This is a genomic window from Micropruina sp. (genome assembly GCF_027492755.1).
Taxonomy (GTDB): domain Bacteria; phylum Actinomycetota; class Actinomycetes; order Propionibacteriales; family Propionibacteriaceae; genus Micropruina.
In genome coordinates this window covers 1-15,213 of sequence record NZ_JAPUED010000092.1, presented here as the reverse complement: position 1 = coordinate 15,213, position 15,213 = coordinate 1, and the positions used below count along the sequence as shown (strand labels likewise).

16 protein-coding genes are annotated in these 15,213 nt (G+C 69.7%); 8 read left to right on the top strand and 8 right to left on the bottom strand.

Going from position 1 to position 15,213, the window contains the following annotated elements; translation table 11 throughout:
* The first annotated feature begins 64 nt into the window (after positions 1–64).
* The 5 genes from fabG (at position 65) to Q0066_RS06355 (ending at position 4,087) form a co-directional block, all read left to right on the top strand.
* Positions 65–790, top strand: a complete 726-nt coding sequence (fabG, locus tag Q0066_RS06375; RefSeq protein ID WP_298131211.1) for a 3-oxoacyl-ACP reductase FabG — start codon at positions 65–67, stop codon at positions 788–790.
* A 41-nt stretch (positions 791–831) separates the two neighbouring features.
* Positions 832–1,602: an enoyl-ACP reductase FabI gene (fabI, locus tag Q0066_RS06370; RefSeq protein ID WP_298131209.1), complete on the top strand. Its 771-nt coding sequence runs from the start codon at positions 832–834 to the stop codon at positions 1,600–1,602.
* A 64-nt stretch (positions 1,603–1,666) separates the two neighbouring features.
* The gene (locus Q0066_RS06365; RefSeq protein WP_298131207.1) at positions 1,667–2,452 is read left to right on the top strand and encodes an ABC transporter ATP-binding protein; all 786 of its coding nucleotides are present in this window, start codon (positions 1,667–1,669) and stop codon (positions 2,450–2,452) included.
* A gap of 7 nt (positions 2,453–2,459) precedes the next feature.
* Positions 2,460–2,912, top strand: coding sequence for an NfeD family protein (locus Q0066_RS06360; RefSeq protein WP_298131205.1), 453 nt, complete (start codon positions 2,460–2,462; stop codon positions 2,910–2,912).
* Between the two features lie 5 nt (positions 2,913–2,917).
* On the top strand, positions 2,918–4,087 hold the full coding sequence (locus Q0066_RS06355) for an SPFH domain-containing protein (protein WP_298131203.1): 1,170 nt from the start codon (positions 2,918–2,920) through the stop codon (positions 4,085–4,087).
* A gap of 199 nt (positions 4,088–4,286) precedes the next feature.
* On the opposite strand, the gene Q0066_RS06350 is transcribed toward Q0066_RS06355, so the two are convergent.
* The gene (locus tag Q0066_RS06350) at positions 4,287–5,246 is read right to left on the bottom strand and encodes a bile acid:sodium symporter family protein (protein WP_298131201.1); all 960 of its coding nucleotides are present in this window, start codon (positions 5,244–5,246) and stop codon (positions 4,287–4,289) included.
* 88 nt (positions 5,247–5,334) lie between these two features.
* Here Q0066_RS06350 and Q0066_RS06345 point away from each other — a divergent pair, with 88 nt between their 5' ends.
* The 3 genes from Q0066_RS06345 (at position 5,335) to Q0066_RS06335 (ending at position 8,562) form a co-directional block, all read left to right on the top strand.
* Complete coding sequence (locus tag Q0066_RS06345) at positions 5,335–6,132, top strand: RNA methyltransferase (protein WP_298131199.1); 798 nt, start codon at positions 5,335–5,337, stop codon at positions 6,130–6,132.
* A 78-nt stretch (positions 6,133–6,210) separates the two neighbouring features.
* Complete coding sequence (locus Q0066_RS06340; RefSeq protein ID WP_298131197.1) at positions 6,211–7,104, top strand: DinB family protein; 894 nt, start codon at positions 6,211–6,213, stop codon at positions 7,102–7,104.
* 39 nt (positions 7,105–7,143) lie between these two features.
* Positions 7,144–8,562, top strand: coding sequence for a serine hydrolase (locus tag Q0066_RS06335; protein WP_298131195.1), 1,419 nt, complete (start codon positions 7,144–7,146; stop codon positions 8,560–8,562).
* Positions 8,563–8,685: 123 nt separating this feature from the next.
* On the opposite strand, the gene Q0066_RS06330 is transcribed toward Q0066_RS06335, so the two are convergent.
* The 7 genes from Q0066_RS06330 to purB all read right to left on the bottom strand — a co-directional run.
* Complete coding sequence (locus Q0066_RS06330) at positions 8,686–9,174, bottom strand: YbjN domain-containing protein (protein WP_298131193.1); 489 nt, start codon at positions 9,172–9,174, stop codon at positions 8,686–8,688.
* Positions 9,175–9,379: 205 nt separating this feature from the next.
* Entirely contained in the window at positions 9,380–10,726 is a 1,347-nt protein-coding gene (locus Q0066_RS06325) for an MmgE/PrpD family protein (RefSeq protein ID WP_298131191.1), read from the bottom strand.
* An 8-nt stretch (positions 10,727–10,734) separates the two neighbouring features.
* Positions 10,735–11,601, bottom strand: coding sequence for an amino acid ABC transporter ATP-binding protein (locus Q0066_RS06320; protein ID WP_298131189.1), 867 nt, complete (start codon positions 11,599–11,601; stop codon positions 10,735–10,737).
* 4 nt (positions 11,602–11,605) lie between these two features.
* Positions 11,606–12,274, bottom strand: a complete 669-nt coding sequence (locus tag Q0066_RS06315; RefSeq protein WP_298131187.1) for an amino acid ABC transporter permease — start codon at positions 12,272–12,274, stop codon at positions 11,606–11,608.
* Positions 12,274–13,077: a transporter substrate-binding domain-containing protein gene (locus tag Q0066_RS06310; protein WP_298131185.1), complete on the bottom strand. Its 804-nt coding sequence runs from the start codon at positions 13,075–13,077 to the stop codon at positions 12,274–12,276. Before Q0066_RS06310 ends, Q0066_RS06315 begins: the two co-directional genes overlap by 1 nt.
* A gap of 156 nt (positions 13,078–13,233) precedes the next feature.
* Positions 13,234–13,860: a GNAT family N-acetyltransferase gene (locus Q0066_RS06305; RefSeq protein ID WP_298131183.1), complete on the bottom strand. Its 627-nt coding sequence runs from the start codon at positions 13,858–13,860 to the stop codon at positions 13,234–13,236.
* A partial coding sequence (gene purB, locus Q0066_RS06300; RefSeq protein ID WP_298131181.1) for an adenylosuccinate lyase occupies positions 13,857–15,213 on the bottom strand: 1,357 nt, incomplete at its 5' end. The genes Q0066_RS06305 and purB, both read right to left, overlap by 4 nt.

Below are 15,213 nucleotides of genomic sequence, written 5' to 3'. Positions count from 1 at the left end.
GATCGGCTCCGGTGACAGCGGGTCGGGGCGGCGCCGTCCGGACGCCTGCACTAGGTTGTCCACCGTGACGGATACGGAACGCGTGGACGGCCGCAGCGCCGTCGTCACCGGCGGGAACAAGGGCATCGGCGCCGCGATCGTCGCCGCCCTGCTGGAACAGGGTCACCGGGTGGCCAGCTTCTCCCGTGGCGGGGACGCCCCCGAGGGTGCACTCGGCATCGCCTGCGACGTGACGGACCCCGCCCAGGTCGATGCCGCGTTCAAGCAGGCCGAGGAAGCGCACGGCCCGACCGAGATCCTGGTCGCCAACTCCGGCGTGACCCGCGACACCCTGGTGCTGCGGATGAGCGAGGACGATTTCGACCTGGTGCTGGAGACCAACCTCAAGGGCGCCTTCCGCTGCGCCAAGCGGGCCAGCCGTTCCATGTTGCGCCGGCGCTGGGGCCGGATCATCTTCACCGGCTCGGTGGTCGGCCTGTACGGCTCGCCCGGCCAGGTGAATTATTCGGCGTCCAAGGCGGCGCTGGTCGGGGTGGCGCGCTCGCTGACCCGCGAGATCGGCGCCCGCGGCATCACCGCGAACGTGGTCGCGCCCGGCTTCATCGAGACCGACATGACCGCCACGCTGCCCGACGACGTGGTGGCCGGTTACAAGGCGTCCATTCCGGCGGCCCGACTGGGCGCCACCAGCGAGGTGGCCGCCACGGTCGCCTTCCTGGCCAGCGAGGGCGCCGGCTACATCTCCGGCGCGGTGATCCCGGTCGACGGCGGCCTGGGCATGGGCCACTGAGCACCAGCACCGCGCATCAGGCACTGAGGAAGGAAACGGAATTGGGAATCCTGGAAGGCAAGAACATCCTGGTCGCGGGCGTGACCATGAACACCTCGATCGCCTATCGGGTGGCCGAGATCGCGCAGCGCGAGGGCGCCACCGTCCTGGTGTCGAACTTCGGCCGGGCACTCAGCCTGACCCGGCGGATCATCAAGCGACTCGACCCGGAGCCGCCGCTGCTCGAACTGGACGTCACCAATGAGGAGCATCTGGCCGGCCTGGCCGACCAGGTCCGCCAGCATGTCGATCACCTGGACGGCGTGGTGCACTCGATCGCCTTCGCGAACCCGGAGACCGCGCTGGGCGGCAAATTCCTCACCACGCCGGCCGAGGACGTGAAGACCGCGATCCATGTGTCGGCCTATTCGCTGGCCAGCCTCACCATGGCCTGCAAGCCGCTGATGAGCAGCGGCGGCTCGGTGGTCGGCATGACCTTCGACGCCCGGCAGTCCTGGCCGACCTACGACTGGATGGGCGTGGCGAAGTCGGCGCTGGAGAGCACCTCGCGCTACCTGGCCCGCTACCTGGGTCCGGACGGCATCCGCTGCAACGTGGTCGCCGCCGGCCCGCTGTCGACGATCGCCAAGAAGGCAATCCCCGGCGCCGACACCTTCGACGAGATCTGGGCCGAGCGGGCGCCGCTGGGCTGGGATCCGAAGGACCTCGACCCGACCGCCCGCGCCGTGGTGGCGCTGTTGTCGGACTGGTTCCCGGCCACCACCGGCGAGATGGTGCACGTGGACGGCGGCCTGCACTCCACCGGCGCCTGAGTCGGGGCCGGGACGCCGCGCGTCCCGGCTCGTCGCACGGCCGTCAGCCGGTAGGTTGGCACCCATGGCGGCTGTTGTTGAGTTGACCGACGTGTCGATCGTGCGTGGCGAGGCCACGCTGCTCGACCGGGTGAACTGGCGGATCGAAGAATCCGAGCGTTGGGTGATCATCGGCCCGAACGGTGCCGGTAAGACCACCATGCTGCAGATCCTGGCCGCCCAGCTGCACCCGTCGTCCGGAACCGCCGAGATCCTCGGCGAGCGTCTGGGGCGGGTGGACGTCTTCGAACTGCGTCCCCGGATCGGTGTCGCCTCAGCCGCGCTGGCCGACCGGATTCCGCGCCACGAACGGGTCGCCGACGTCGTGGTGTCGGCCGCGTACGCGGTGATGGGCCGCTGGCGCGAGAGCTACGAGCAGGCCGACTTCGAACGTGCCGTGTCGCTGATGGCGCAGCTGCATGTCGGGCATCTCGCCTATCGCACCTTCGGCACCCTCAGCGAGGGTGAGCGCAAGCGGGTGCAGATCGCCCGGGCCCTGATGACCGATCCGGAGTTGTTGCTGCTCGACGAACCGGCAGCCGGCCTCGACCTGGCCGGACGCGAGGGCCTGGTCAGCACACTCAGTGAACTCTGTGCCGACGAGTTCGCGCCGGCGACAGTGTTGGTCACCCACCATGTCGAGGAGATCCCGACCGGCATCACCCACGCCCTGCTGCTGAAGAAGGGCGCGATCCTGGCCGCCGGACCGGTCGATGAGGTGCTGACCGACGAGCGGCTCAGCGAGACTTTCGACTTCGCGCTTGAAGTCACCCATACGAACGGACGATGGAGCGCCCGAGCCCGGGCATGATGGATGCATGTGGGAGTGGCTGAGTGACAACTGGTGGGCGGCCTGGCTGGTCGCCGCCGCATTGTTGGCGCTCACCGAATCGCTCACACTCGATTTCACCCTGCTGATGCTGGCCGCCGGCGCACTTGCCGGCGCGGGGATCGCGTTGCTCTTCCCGGGCATGATCCTGGTTCAGGTGATCGTGGCGGTCGCGGTGGCGTTCGCGCTGCTCTTCCTGCTGCGGCCGACGCTGCTCGAGAAGGTGCGTTCCGCGCCGGGCTACCGCTCGGCACTGCAGCGCATGGTCGGCAGCACCGGGCAGGCGACGACCGCGATCACCGGCAACTCCGGCGAGGTCAAGGTGAACGGCGAGGTGTGGCGGGCCCGCAGTTTCGGAGACGTCGAGATCGAGGCCGGTGCCTCGGTGGAGGTCTTCGAGGTCGACGGGATCACCGTCGTTGTCTACCCCAAGGAGCCGTGACAGGCATGGAATTCATCGCCCCTATCGTCATCCTGGTGCTCGCGGTCGCATTGCTGACCCAAGCCCTGAAGGTGGTCCGGCAGCAACAGGTGGGGATCGTCGAGCGGCTGGGCAAATTCCGCCGCACCCTCGATCCCGGTCCGCACCTGCTGGTGCCGCTGATCGACAACGTCCGCTACACGATGGACATGCGCGAGGCGGTCGTCCCGTTCCCGCCGCAGGGCGTGATCACCGAGGACAACCTGATGGTGAGCATCGACTCGGTGATCTACTTCCAGGTGGTCGACCCGGTTCGGGCCGCCTACGAGGCGCAGAACTACATTCAGGCCATCGAGCAGTTGACCATGACCACGCTGCGCAACATCATCGGCGGGCTCGACCTGGAGCAGACCCTGACCTCGCGCGAAGAGATCAACGCCAAGCTGCGCGCCGTCCTCGACGAGGCGACCGGCAAGTGGGGCATCAAGGTCAACCGGGTCGAGTTGCGCTCGATCGAGCCGCCGGCCACCATCCGCGACGCGATGGAGAAGGGCGCCCGGGCCGAGCGCGACAAGCGCGCCGCGATCCTGCTGGCCGAGGGCCAGCGGCAGTCCCAGATCCTGTCGGCGTCCGGTGACCGGGAGGCGTCCATCCTCCGCGCGCAGGGCGAGCGGGAGTCGGCGGTGCTGCGGGCGCAGGCCGACCGGCAGGCGCAGATGCTGCGGGCCGAGGGCGAGGCGCAGGCGATCACCACGGTGTTCGGTGCGATCCATGCCGGCAAGCCCGATCAGTCGCTGCTGGCCTACCAGTACCTGCAGATGCTGCCGAATCTGGCCAAGGGCGACGCCAACAAGGTGTGGGTGGTGCCGTCCGAACTCAACGATGCGCTGAAGGGCCTGGGACGGGCGGCCGGCAACATGCTGTCCGGCTACGGCGAGCCTGAGGCCGGTGAGTTCGAGGCGCCGGAGAAGATCGACGTGTTCGCCGAGATCGCCCAGCAGAAGGTCGAGGCCGAGGGCGAAGCCGGCCGCGCCGTCGAGCAGGCGATCGCCGAGGCGCAGCAGATGGAGAACAGCCGCGCCGCGCGCCGGGCCAGCATCAACACCCCGCCGGCCGAGCTGAACCCGGGGACGCCGGACGTCGCCGCGTCCGCGCCGCAGGAAGTCCCCGAACCGCAGGCCGAACCGGAGCAGTAGGCCCGACCTCTCGCCGACAAAGGGTTTCGACAAGCTCAACCAGCGGTGGTGCTGACTGCCGCTGGTCGAGCTTGTCGAGACCCTTCTGGCTCGTTCGCACATCCGGGGACGGTTCTTTCACGTTCGAAAATCGCACGTGAAGGAACCGTCCCCCGATGTTCGTTGGTGGAGCTTGTAGAAACCCCTGACGGCGCGGGTGCTAATCCACCTGCTTGGCGTAGCGGGCTGCCAGCGATCCGCAGGCCATCAACTGGGCCTGGTGGAACAGCATCAACGGCAACACCAGTAGCCCGATCGGTGAGCCCGCGAACAGCACGTTCGCCATCGGCAGGCCGGTGGCCAGGGACTTCTTGGTGCCGCAGAACTGGATGGCGATGACGTCCGCGCGGTTGAAGCCGAGCCGCTGCGCGAGCCACCGGCTGAACCAGAGCATCGCTGCGAGCAGCACCAGGCACACCGCGAGCAGGGTGATCAGGTCGGTGGCGTTGACCTGCTGCCACATGTGCTCGCGCATGCCGGCCGAGAACGCGGAATAGACCACCAGCACCACCACGCCCTGATCGAACAGCTTCAGCCGCGGGTGGGCGGCGACCCAGTCCGCCGTCCAGCGCCGGGACAACTGGCCCAGCACGAACGGCACCAGCAACTGCCCGATGATGTCCAGGATCGACGACGGATCGATGGCGATGCCGCCCGAGGTGGTCATCAGCGCCCAGCACAACAATGGCGTCAGGAACACCCCGAGCATGTTGGACGCCGACGCGCTGACGATCGCGCCGGCGACGTTGCCCTTCGCGATCGAGGTGAAGTTGATCGAGCTCTGCACCGTGGAGGGCAGCAGCGTCAGGTAGAGGACGCCGGCGTACAGCGCGGGGCTGAGCGGCCATGGCGACAACACCTGCAGCGCCCAGCCGATCAGCGGAAACAGCAGATAGGTCAGCGACAGGATGGTCAGGTGCAGTCGCCAGTGGGTCAGGCCCGCGAGCGCCTGCTCGGGCTTCAGCCGGACGCCGTAGACGAAGAACAGCACGGCGACCGCGACCTTGGTCGCCCAGTCCACGACGGTGACCGCGGCACCCTGGGCGGGCAGCACGCTGGCGATCAGCGCGGCGCCGACGATGGCCAGCAGGAACCGGTCGATCCGCTTCAGCCAGCCCATGATGAAAACCCTAGTGCCTGGTGAACAGCCCGACGGCTCATGGGCGAAAGCTCGGTGCCGTGCGGCGGGGATACGCCAGACTGTGGCGGTGCCCGATCCGATCGACATCCACGACCCGAACGATCCCCGGCTGGGCGACTACGTCGCGCTGCGGGATTCGTCGTTGCGCCGGCACCTGGAAAGTGAGCAGGGGTTGTTCATCGCCGAGGGCGAGAAGGTGATCCGGCGGGCGATCGAGGCCGGGTACCGTCCGCGGTCGTTCATGCTGGCGGCCCGCTGGCTGCCGTCGCTGCGGGACGTGATCGGCGATGCTCCCGTCTACCGGGTGAGCGAGCAGACCGCCGAACTGGTCAGCGGCTTCCACGTCCACCGTGGCGCGCTGGCGTCGCTGCACCGGGAGACCCGGCACACCATGGCCGACCTGCTCACCGCCCGGCGGCTGATGGTCTGCGAGGACATCGTCGATCACACGAATGTGGGAGCCATTCTGCGCAACGCCGCCGGTCTGGGTTGGGACGGGGTGCTGCTCGCCCCGCGCTGCGCCGACCCGCTGTACCGGCGGGCGATCAAGACCTCGATGGGTGCGGTGTTCTCGCTGCCCTGGGCCAGGGTCGACGACTGGGGGAGCGCGGTGCCGGCGCTGCAGGCGTCCGGCTTCACGGTGATCGCTCTGGCCTTGAGCGAGGACGCCGTCGAACTGGACGCGGCCGCCGCGGATCTGCTCCCGGACGCCCGGGTGGCGGTATTGCTCGGTACCGAGGGTGCTGGATTGTCCGCACGCTGGATCGAGCAGGCGGACGTGGTGGCGACGATCCCGATGCGAGCCGGCATCGACTCGCTCAACGTCGCTGCCGCCAGCGCGATCGCCGGCTACGTGCTGCGTTGACCCCAAGCCCGCCGCAACGTCGCCGAGCGGTGACCGGTCGGACGGCTGGGGCCGGAGGGCGCCGAGTACGGTCGGGCTATGGCGTGGAGTACTGACCTGGTCGACCAACTGGACTTCTACTGGAACGTGCATTTCCGGCCGCGGCTGGCCGGACTCAGCGACGAGGAATACCTGTGGGAGCCAGTGCCGGGCATGTGGAGTGTCCGCCCGGACGCCGCCGGCCGGGTGCGGGTCGACTTCCTGGCGCCCGAGCCGCCGATAGCGCCGGTGACGACGATTGCCTGGCGGCTCGATCACGTCACCCGCGAGGTGCTCGGCAAACGAGCACGGGCGCTGTTCGGCGGCTCACCGGCCGGGGACGCCGAGGACATCGACATGTACGACGACCGGCACTGGCCCGAACCGGTTCCCGGCACCGCGGCGGACGCGCTGACCGATCTCGATCGCGCCTACGGACTATGGCGCGACGGAGTGACCGCCCGTGACGATGCCGCCATGGGGCGTCCGCTGGGACCCCGCGGGGCTGCGTACGCCACCGACTCGCTGGCACAGCTCGTGCTGCACATCAATCGCGAGGTGATGGCGCACGGCGCTGAGATCTGCCTGCTGCGTGACCTCTACCGGGCCGATCAGCACCGACGTGATCCGCTGGTCGCGGCCGCCCTGAGCGGGGATGCCGAGGCGGTGCGAAGCCTTGATGTGAGCGGAGCGCGTCCGACACTGGCCGCCGAGGCGGCCGGGTTGCGGCACTGGGAGGTGGTCCGGGCGCTCGCCGAGGGCGGCGCGCCGATCGCGGGGGTGCTGCACTACGCGGCAGGAGCCGGTGACCGCGACATCGTGGCGTGGCTGGTCGAGCACGGCGCCGACGCGGACGCCGTCGACGACCGGTTCGGGCTGACCCCGGCCGGCTGGGCCGGCTACTTCGGTCACTCCGAGCTGGCCGCCTGGCTCACGGACCAGCAGCGACACTAGTGCCCCGGCCACTGGCGGCCGGGGCACTAGGTTGGCGGTATGACGATGCCACGCAGCACACCCGCGTCCGAAGGTGTCGACGGACGGCGTCTGCTCGGCCTGCTGGACGCCATGGAGACCGACGGCCACGGCTTTCACTCGCTGATGATCGCGCGCCACGGACGGGTGATCGCCGAGGGTTGGTGGGCGCCGTACGCACCGCGGCGGATGCATCTGGGCTACTCGCTGACCAAGAGCTGCACCGCGACCGTGCTGGGCGACCTGGTCGGCCGCGGGCTGATCGACCTGGACGCGCCGGTGCTGTCCTATCTCGGGGGGTGGGAGTCCGCGTCGCCGAAATGGCGGCGGGTCACCGTCCGGCACTGCATCACGATGACCGTGGGTCACACCACCGATGCCTGGGAGTGGCGCGGCGACGCGACACCGGCGGTGCCGCCCACCGACGGCGACCCGCTGCTGGCGCTCATCCTCGCCCGCGACCCGGACGGCGAACCCGGCGAGGTGTGGGCCTACAACCAGGTGGCCACCTACCTGGTCGCCCAGGCGATCGCCGCGGCCAGTGGCGAACCGTTGTCCACGCACCTGCGGCGGTTGCTGCTCGACCCGTTCGGCGGCGGTGCCGCGGCCGTCCAACGCACCCCGCAGGGACGCGACCTGGGGTTCAGCGGGCTGCAACTGACCACTCCGGCGATCCTGGCGTTGGCGCAGACCTGGCTGGACGGCGGCGTCTGGCAGGGAACCCGGTTGGTGCCCGCCGGCTATGCGGAATGGGCGCCGCAGCCCACCCCGGCGTCGCTGGCTGCCGAGGGTGACGGCGACTGGGCGTGCGGCTACGGCGGCTCGTTCTGGGGTGCTCGGCACGGGTATCGCGGCGACGGTGCCTTCGGCCAGTTCGCGGTGGTGTTGCCCGAGCAGGACGTGGTGGTCGCGATCACGTCCGAGGTGGAAGTGATGCAGGACGTGCTCGACCAATTCTGGGAGCATCTGCTGCCGGCGATCGAAGGCGAGCCGGACGCGCACGCCGACGAGCAACTGGCCCACCGGCTGGCGGAACTGGTGCATCGGCCCTTGTCGGGGCCGGAGCGTCGGGAACCGGTGCGGGCCGTCCGGGACGAGGCGTCTCAGCTGCCGGCGAGCTACCGGGCGGTGAACCTGGAGGACACCCCGGGCGGACACCATCTGCTGACCATCGACCACCCCGGCGGCGAGCTGGTCACCGTGGTGGGCGACGGTCAGTGGCTGGAGTCACGCTGGGCGACCCCGTCCGGCCCGGAACTCGCGATCATGGCGAGCGGCGCCTGGCAACACGGGGTCTTCTGCGCGCACCTACGGCTGGTCGAGACCCCGCACATGATCCTGTTGGAACTCGACCCGGACGCGGGCACCGTCCGGATGGATTGGCGGCTGGTGCCGCTCAGTGGGGTCGATCCGCTGGCCCTGGCGGCCTTTCCGATCTGAGCGGGTCTCGACAAGCTCGACCAGCGGAAACCTCGTCATCCCGGCGGACGCCGGGATCTCGAAACGCTGATGAGGGGTCTCGACAAGCTCGACCAACGGAGGGGCTGGTCCGACCGACAAGCCTTACTCTTCCCCGGCGTTGAACCAGTCCTTCGACTCGGGGAACTGCTCGGTCAGGTACTCATACATCTGGCCGGAGGTGCCGACCATGCAGCGCACCTGCTGGCGCAGGAAGTCGTCGTTCACCCCGGTCTCGATGTCGATCACCAGATCGCCGAAGACACCGAGGTGCTCCTCGCCACGCACCACGCTCGCCTTGGGCCAGAAGTGGTCGCGGTTCCAGCTGTTCACCGCTTCCAGCACGAAGTCGTAGGCGGCGACCGGGGGACGGACGTCCCACATCGAGCGCATCGCCATCAGGTCGTTGTTGTTGCCCTCGACCAGGAACCACAGCCGCATGGTCTCCCAGTCGGCGAACCGGTCGCCATCGTCGTCCTGGCCGAATTTGATCTCCAGGCTGTTCAGCACGGCGTCCCAGCGTTCCCGGGTGAACGGTTGCGGCCCCTGCGGTTCGTTCGGCGGCTGGGTGGGACCCCAGTTGAACATGGTCATCGGCTGTCCTTTCGCGTGGCCTGCGCCGGTTCGTAGCCTCCACCCAACCAGGCTCGGGTGGGCATCACAAACCCTACGTGCTGAACTGAATCGACCTCGGCGGTTGCTTGTCGAAACCAGGTGAGGATCTCGACAAGCTCGATCAGCGGGGGAGGGATCTCGACAAGCCCGATCAGCGGTGGGAAGGAAGCCCGATCGGCGGTGGTCAGGGGTTCGGTGGTCGAAGCCGGCGCAACGCGTCCACGGTCGCCGACCACGGCCGGTTCCCCGCCTGGGCGACGGACGCTTCCAGCAACTCGGCGTCCGGACCGGCAGCCGCCCGGCGTTTGAGCGACCGGGCCCGGTCGTCGAGCGGACGGCCGGGGGAGCCCAGCGGCACGGTCACCGTCGCGGACGCGGTGTCGCCATCGGGGTAGTGGACGACGACCTCGGTCCACCGATCACGGCCCACCGACAGCGGCGATGCCGGCACCTCCTCGCGAATCACCTGCTGGGCCAGCGCGACGGCGTCCGGACGGGCGGGCCCGGTGCCGAGGGTGCTCAGGTCGAGCGGGGCGTCGAGCAGGGTCAAGGCCACCAGGTATTCCAGGCTGAACCGGCCCTGCTCGCCGGTCGCCGGCACCCGGTGGATGAGTGCCATATCGGCCCCCGGACGCAGCCGGACCACCACCCGCTCCGGCGCGCCGCGACGGGTTCGGGCCAGTTGCCGGGCCGCCTGCACCGGGGCCATCGCCGCCGAGCAGTACGGCCCGTCCTTGACCCACAGGCCGTCGGTCAGCAGCGACCACGAGTCGCCGAAGCCGTCCAGCAGGGTTGCCGTGGCCGCGTCGCGGTCGGCGCGGTGCACCGCCAACCAGCCGGCCGGTCCGGCCAGCACATCGGGCGCGGCGCTCAGTCCGGCGGCCGCCCAGCGAACGGCGTCCACCGCGCTGCGAGCCGCCAGGCCGGCGGCCAGGGGTTTGGCTTCGGTGCCGAACTGGACGCGCAACGCGGCCGACGACTGGGCTGCGATCGCCATCGCTCGTGCCGCGGTCTGGGCGTCCGTGTCCGCCAACCGGGCACCGGCCAGGGCAGCGGCCAGACCACCCACCGTGCCGGTCTGGTGCCAGCCGCGCGCGTAGTGATCGGACGGCAGGGCGCGGGCCAGCCGAGCCATCACCTCCAGCCCCACCACGTAGGCGTCGAGCAGGTCGGCACCTGCGACATCCGGCCCGGCTACGGCGAACAGGGCCGGAAACAACACCGCCGACGGGTGCCCGCGGACGGCCTCGCTGGTGTCGTCGATGTCCAGCAGATGCGCCTGGAAACCGCCGGCCAGGGCCGCGGCAGGCGGCGTCAGGGCCGCGTCCGGATGTCCGATCACCCAGCCACCCGCTCCACCGGCGGCGGTGCCGTCCGCGACCAGGGCCCGGGCGGCGGGCTCGCCGGCGGCCAGCAGGCTGGAGGTGAGCAGGTCATCGAGAGCAGCGGACGCCGCCGCGCGGGCGTCCGGACCGGGACGGGCGGCCAGAGCGCGGGCGACCAGGTCGCCGGTCAGTGAGGAGCGGATCATCGGCCAGGTCAGCCCGCCGGCAACTCCACGTGCAGATCGCCATCGTCGTCGGACGGCTCGGGCCGGTGGTGCGGGGTCTCGCTGCGGGTGTCGGCGAGGAACTGCTGGGTGCGTTGCTGCTGCGGGTTCAGCAGCACCTGCTGCGGCGTGCCCTCTTCGACCACATAGCCGCCGTCCATGAACACCACCCGGTTGGCGACGTCACGGGCGAACGACATCTCATGGGTGACCACCACCATCGTGGTGGACGCGTCGGCCAGGGCGCGCATCACCTGGAGCACCTCACCCACCAGCTCGGGGTCGAGGGCGCTGGTCGGCTCGTCGAAGAGCAGCACGTCGGGCTCGACGGCGAGCGCCCGGGCGATCGACACCCGCTGCTGCTGGCCGCCGGACAGGGTGACCGGATACTGCTCGACCGTGCGGCCGGTGATGCCGACCGATGCCAGCAGTTGCCGGGCCTTCTCCTCGGCGACGTCGGCGGCGATCTTCTTCGGACCGAAGGTCTGCGGATCGGTGACGTTCTGCAGTGCCGTCCGGTTCTTGAACAGGTTGTGGCTCTGGAAGACCATGCCGGTGTGCCGGCGCAGGTCGCGGGCCTCGGCGCGTCCGAAACCGGGGGCGGTGACGGTGGTGTCGTGGATGCGCAAGGTGCCCTTGTCCGGGGTCTCCAGCAGGTTCAGGCAGCGCAGCATCGTCGATTTGCCGGACCCGGAGGGCCCGATCACCGCCACCACCTCGCCGCGCCGAACGGCCAGATCGATGTCGGCGAGCACGACGTGGCTGCCGAAGGACTTCTTCAGCCCGGTCACTTCGAGCACCGGACGGCTGTCGGCGTCGGGCGCGTGGTCGGTGGTCTGGTCGGGGACGTCGATCATCGGATCACCTCGTGTAGGGACGGTCGAGAACCCGCTCCACCCGGCCCTGGAACCAGGTGTAGGCCACCACCAGCAGCCAGTAGGCCAAGCCGACGACCAGGTAGGTCTGGAAGTAGTACCCGGTGGCGGACGCCTCCAGCTTGGCCTCGGCGAACATGTCCACCAGGCCCAGGACGAAGACCACCGAGGTCTCCTTGAGCAGCGAGATGAAGATGTTTCCGGTAGCCGGGACAGCGTTGTGGATCGCCTGCGGCAGGATCACCCGGCGGTACACCTCGGTGGCGGTCAGCCCGGACGCGATGCCGGCCTCGTACTGGCCGCGATCGACCGAGGCCAGCGAGGCCCGGAAGATCTCGGCCAGATAGGACGCCTCCTTCAGGCTGAAGCCGATGATGGCCGCACCCATCGCGTCCAGGTTGGACATCGAAGGGATCAGCTGCGGCAGGCCGAAGTAGATCAGGAACAACTGCACAACCGTGGGGATGCCGCGGAAGAACGAGATGTAGGCGATCGCGACCTGGTTCAGCACCGGCACCTTGAGGAACCGGACCACCGCCAGCGCCATGCCGAGCACCAGCGCGATCGCCATCGACACCACTGCCAGGAGCAGGGTGATCGGCAGCGACACCGCCAGTCGCGGCAGCAGTGCTACGAATGCGTCGAAGTTGAACATCAACTCTTCTTCGTGGTGACGTCGGTTCCGTAGTACTTCTCGGACAGCGCCTTCAGGCGGCCGTCGCCACGCATCTTCTCGAACACCTCGGACAGCTTGGTGCGCAGGTCGCCGGTGGTGGTGTTCCGGGTGAACGGCAGGGCGATCTCGTCGTAGCCGATCGGGTCGCCGATGTAGTTGAACAGGGTCTTGCCCTCGCGCTTCTCTTCGGCATGCAGAATGCCGTCGGAGTTGATGTAGGCGTCGACCTGGCCTTTGATCATGTCCTGCATCGCGGCGTCGCGGGTCTCGTACGGGCGGGTCTTGAGCGCCACGTTGTGCTCCTTGCCCCAGTCCTCGATGCGGCGCAGGTTGTCGGAGCCGAGGACGCCGGAGACGGTCTTGCCGGCGAGGTCCTCCAGGGTCTTGATCGTCGTGTTGTCGGCCTTGGTGACCACCTGGGCGCCCAGGTAGGCGTAGGTGGCGGTGAAGTCGAATTTCTCCTTGCGGGCTGCGGTGACCGCGACGTTGTTGGCGACGGTGTCGAGGCGGCCGGCCTCGAGCTGGCCCATGATTCCGCTGAACTCGGCGGTGGTCCACTGCACCGTGTAGCCGAGATCCTTGGCCGCGGTCTCCAGCAGTTCGACGTCGTAGCCGACCAGCTTGTCGCCCTCGCGGAAGCCGTTGGGGTAGGACTGGCCGGTGGAGCCGGCCCGGATGACTTTCTCGCCCGAGCCGCCGGTGCCCCCGGAGCAGGCCGACAGCAGGATGCCGCCGAAGGCGGCCGCGGAGCCGAGGATCAGGGTGCGGCGGGAGGTGTTCATCGGGGGCCTTCCGGTGTGGATGCGGAGCGTCGGGTCGGTGCGCCCGAGGTGACCGCTATGGCACGGGCGGTCGGGCAGCAATAGTCATACCATAAGGATCGCGGCCGGATGGGGCGTGGTCTCACCGCTCGCGCGGCCGGGCTGCGGCAATTCGGTTCAGGCGTTCGTCGCGGTCAGTTCCTCGACGATCTCGGCACTCAGGCCGAGCCGTGCTCCTCGGGCGCGGACGGCGTCCGGATCGAGCACCCGGATGAAGTACCGGGTGATGTGCCCGAGCCCCAGGTCGCGGTCCTCGAACGGACGCCAGCCGAGCCGGGCGTAGTGGGCCACCAGGAAGGCGTGTTCGCGGGCGGTGCCGAGGCTGACCGCGGGGGCCTTGAGTGCGGCGCCGAGATGAGCGACGACCGCATCGGTGATCAGCCGACCCAGCCCGCGGCCCTGCTGGTCGGGATGGCTGGTGATCCAGGACAGATGCGGGAAGGCGAACGGCGCCGGGTTCGGGCTCCACGGCATTCGGGCCGAGCAGCTGGCCAGCAGCCGTCCGCCGTCGTCCAGGACGAACGACAGGTTGCCGGCGATGTGCGCCAGCACGGTGTCCAGGTCGGCCTCGGCTGCGACGAACCAGCGCCGCGACTCGGGGTCGGCGCGGAACGAGGCCCGGATCAGGTCGCGGTAGGCCTCGGCGTCCGAGACCCGGGTCGGGCGGACGACGCCCAGCACGGTGCCGTCGGCGGCGAGCAGCGGACGGCCGTCCGGGCCGATCTCGGCGTCCGGAGCGTTCACCCCAGCGCCTCCGCGGCGCGGGCCAGCACCCGGTCGACCGCCGCCGGGGCGTCGCCGAGATAGTTGAGCGGGTCGAGCCAGCCGTCGATGGCGGCCCGGTCGAAGCTCGCGGTCACCCGGGGGTCGTCGGCCAGCACGTCGGCCAGCGGACGGCCGGCGTCGATGGCGGCCATCGACGCCTCGTAGACGATCTGGTGCGCGGTCTGCTTGCCGAGCCGTCCGCCCAGTTCGAACATGGCCCGCTCGGAGAGGATCAGCCCGCCCTGCAGGTGCAGGTTGCGCAGCATGGCGGCCTCATGCACGACCAGGCCGTCGAGCACCCGGTGCAGGGTGGCCAGCTGACCGGCCAGATAGATGTGCAGCTCGGGCAGCGCGATCCACTCGGCGCGCCAGCTGATCGCGTCCCGCTCGTGGACGGTCGCCATGCCGTCCAGGGCGAGCGCGGCGGCGTGCTTGACCGCAGCGGTGAGTGCCGCGGCGCCCTCCAACAGGGCCGGGTTGCGCTTGTGCGGCATCGTGGTCGAACCGATCTTGCCCATCGCGAACGGCTCGTCGACCTCGGCGATCTCGGTGTGCATCAGCGTGGACAGCTCGGTGGCGATCTTGCCCAGGCTGGCCGAGATCAACGCCAGCAGCTGGGCGTACTCGGCGATCCGGTCACGGGAGGACTGCCACGAGATGGTCGGAGCGGCGAGGTCGAGCAGGGCCAGGGTGGCCTCTTCGACGGCACGGCCCCGGGTGCCCAGCGAGGCGGCGGTGCCGACCGCGCCGTTGATGTTGCCGGTCAGCACCCGGTCGGCGACGTCGTCGAGACGGTCCAGGTGCCGCAGCAGCTCATCGAGCCAGACGGCGACCTTGAACCCGAAAGTCGTCGGCAGGGCCTGGACGTAGTGGGTACGGGCCGCCATCGGAGTGTCCCGGTGACGCTCGGCCAGCCCCCTCAGATCGCCGGCGACCGCACGCAGATCGCGACGCAGGATCGCCAAGCCGTCGCGAATCTGCAGCACCGCGCCGGTGTCGACGACGTCTTGGGTGGTGACGCCGAAGTGCACCCATTCGCCGGCCTCGCCGGCGGCGTGCTGCAGGGCGGCGACGGTGGCGTTCAGGCTGTGCATCGCCTTCGCACCGGCCTCGGCCAGCTCGGCCAGGTCGAACTCCTCGGTGGACGCGGCGGCGATCCGGTCGGCGGCGTCGGTGGGAATGATGCCCAGGTCGCCCTCGGCCCTGGCCAGCGCTCCCTCCACGGCGAGCTGGGCCCGCAGCCGAGCCTCCTCACTCCAGACCGCACGCATCTCGGCGGTGCCGAAACTGTTGCCGATGGTCAACATGTCGATGACGTGCGAGGCCATGGGG

Coding starts and splice junctions, on each gene's coding strand:
- Q0066_RS06365 (WP_298131207.1), top strand. CDS start 1,667: ATGGCGGCTGTTGTTGAGTTGACCGACGTGTCGATCGTGCGTGGCGAG.
- Q0066_RS06340 (WP_298131197.1), top strand. CDS start 6,211: ATGGCGTGGAGTACTGACCTGGTCGACCAACTGGACTTCTACTGGAAC.
- Q0066_RS06355 (WP_298131203.1), top strand. CDS start 2,918: ATGGAATTCATCGCCCCTATCGTCATCCTGGTGCTCGCGGTCGCATTG.
- Q0066_RS06310 (WP_298131185.1), bottom strand. CDS start 13,077: ATGAACACCTCCCGCCGCACCCTGATCCTCGGCTCCGCGGCCGCCTTC.
- Q0066_RS06320 (WP_298131189.1), bottom strand. CDS start 11,601: ATGATCGACGTCCCCGACCAGACCACCGACCACGCGCCCGACGCCGAC.
- Q0066_RS06315 (WP_298131187.1), bottom strand. CDS start 12,274: ATGTTCAACTTCGACGCATTCGTAGCACTGCTGCCGCGACTGGCGGTG.
- Q0066_RS06330 (WP_298131193.1), bottom strand. CDS start 9,174: ATGACCATGTTCAACTGGGGTCCCACCCAGCCGCCGAACGAACCGCAG.
- Q0066_RS06335 (WP_298131195.1), top strand. CDS start 7,144: ATGACGATGCCACGCAGCACACCCGCGTCCGAAGGTGTCGACGGACGG.
- Q0066_RS06350 (WP_298131201.1), bottom strand. CDS start 5,246: ATGGGCTGGCTGAAGCGGATCGACCGGTTCCTGCTGGCCATCGTCGGC.
- Q0066_RS06360 (WP_298131205.1), top strand. CDS start 2,460: ATGTGGGAGTGGCTGAGTGACAACTGGTGGGCGGCCTGGCTGGTCGCC.
- Q0066_RS06325 (WP_298131191.1), bottom strand. CDS start 10,726: ATGATCCGCTCCTCACTGACCGGCGACCTGGTCGCCCGCGCTCTGGCC.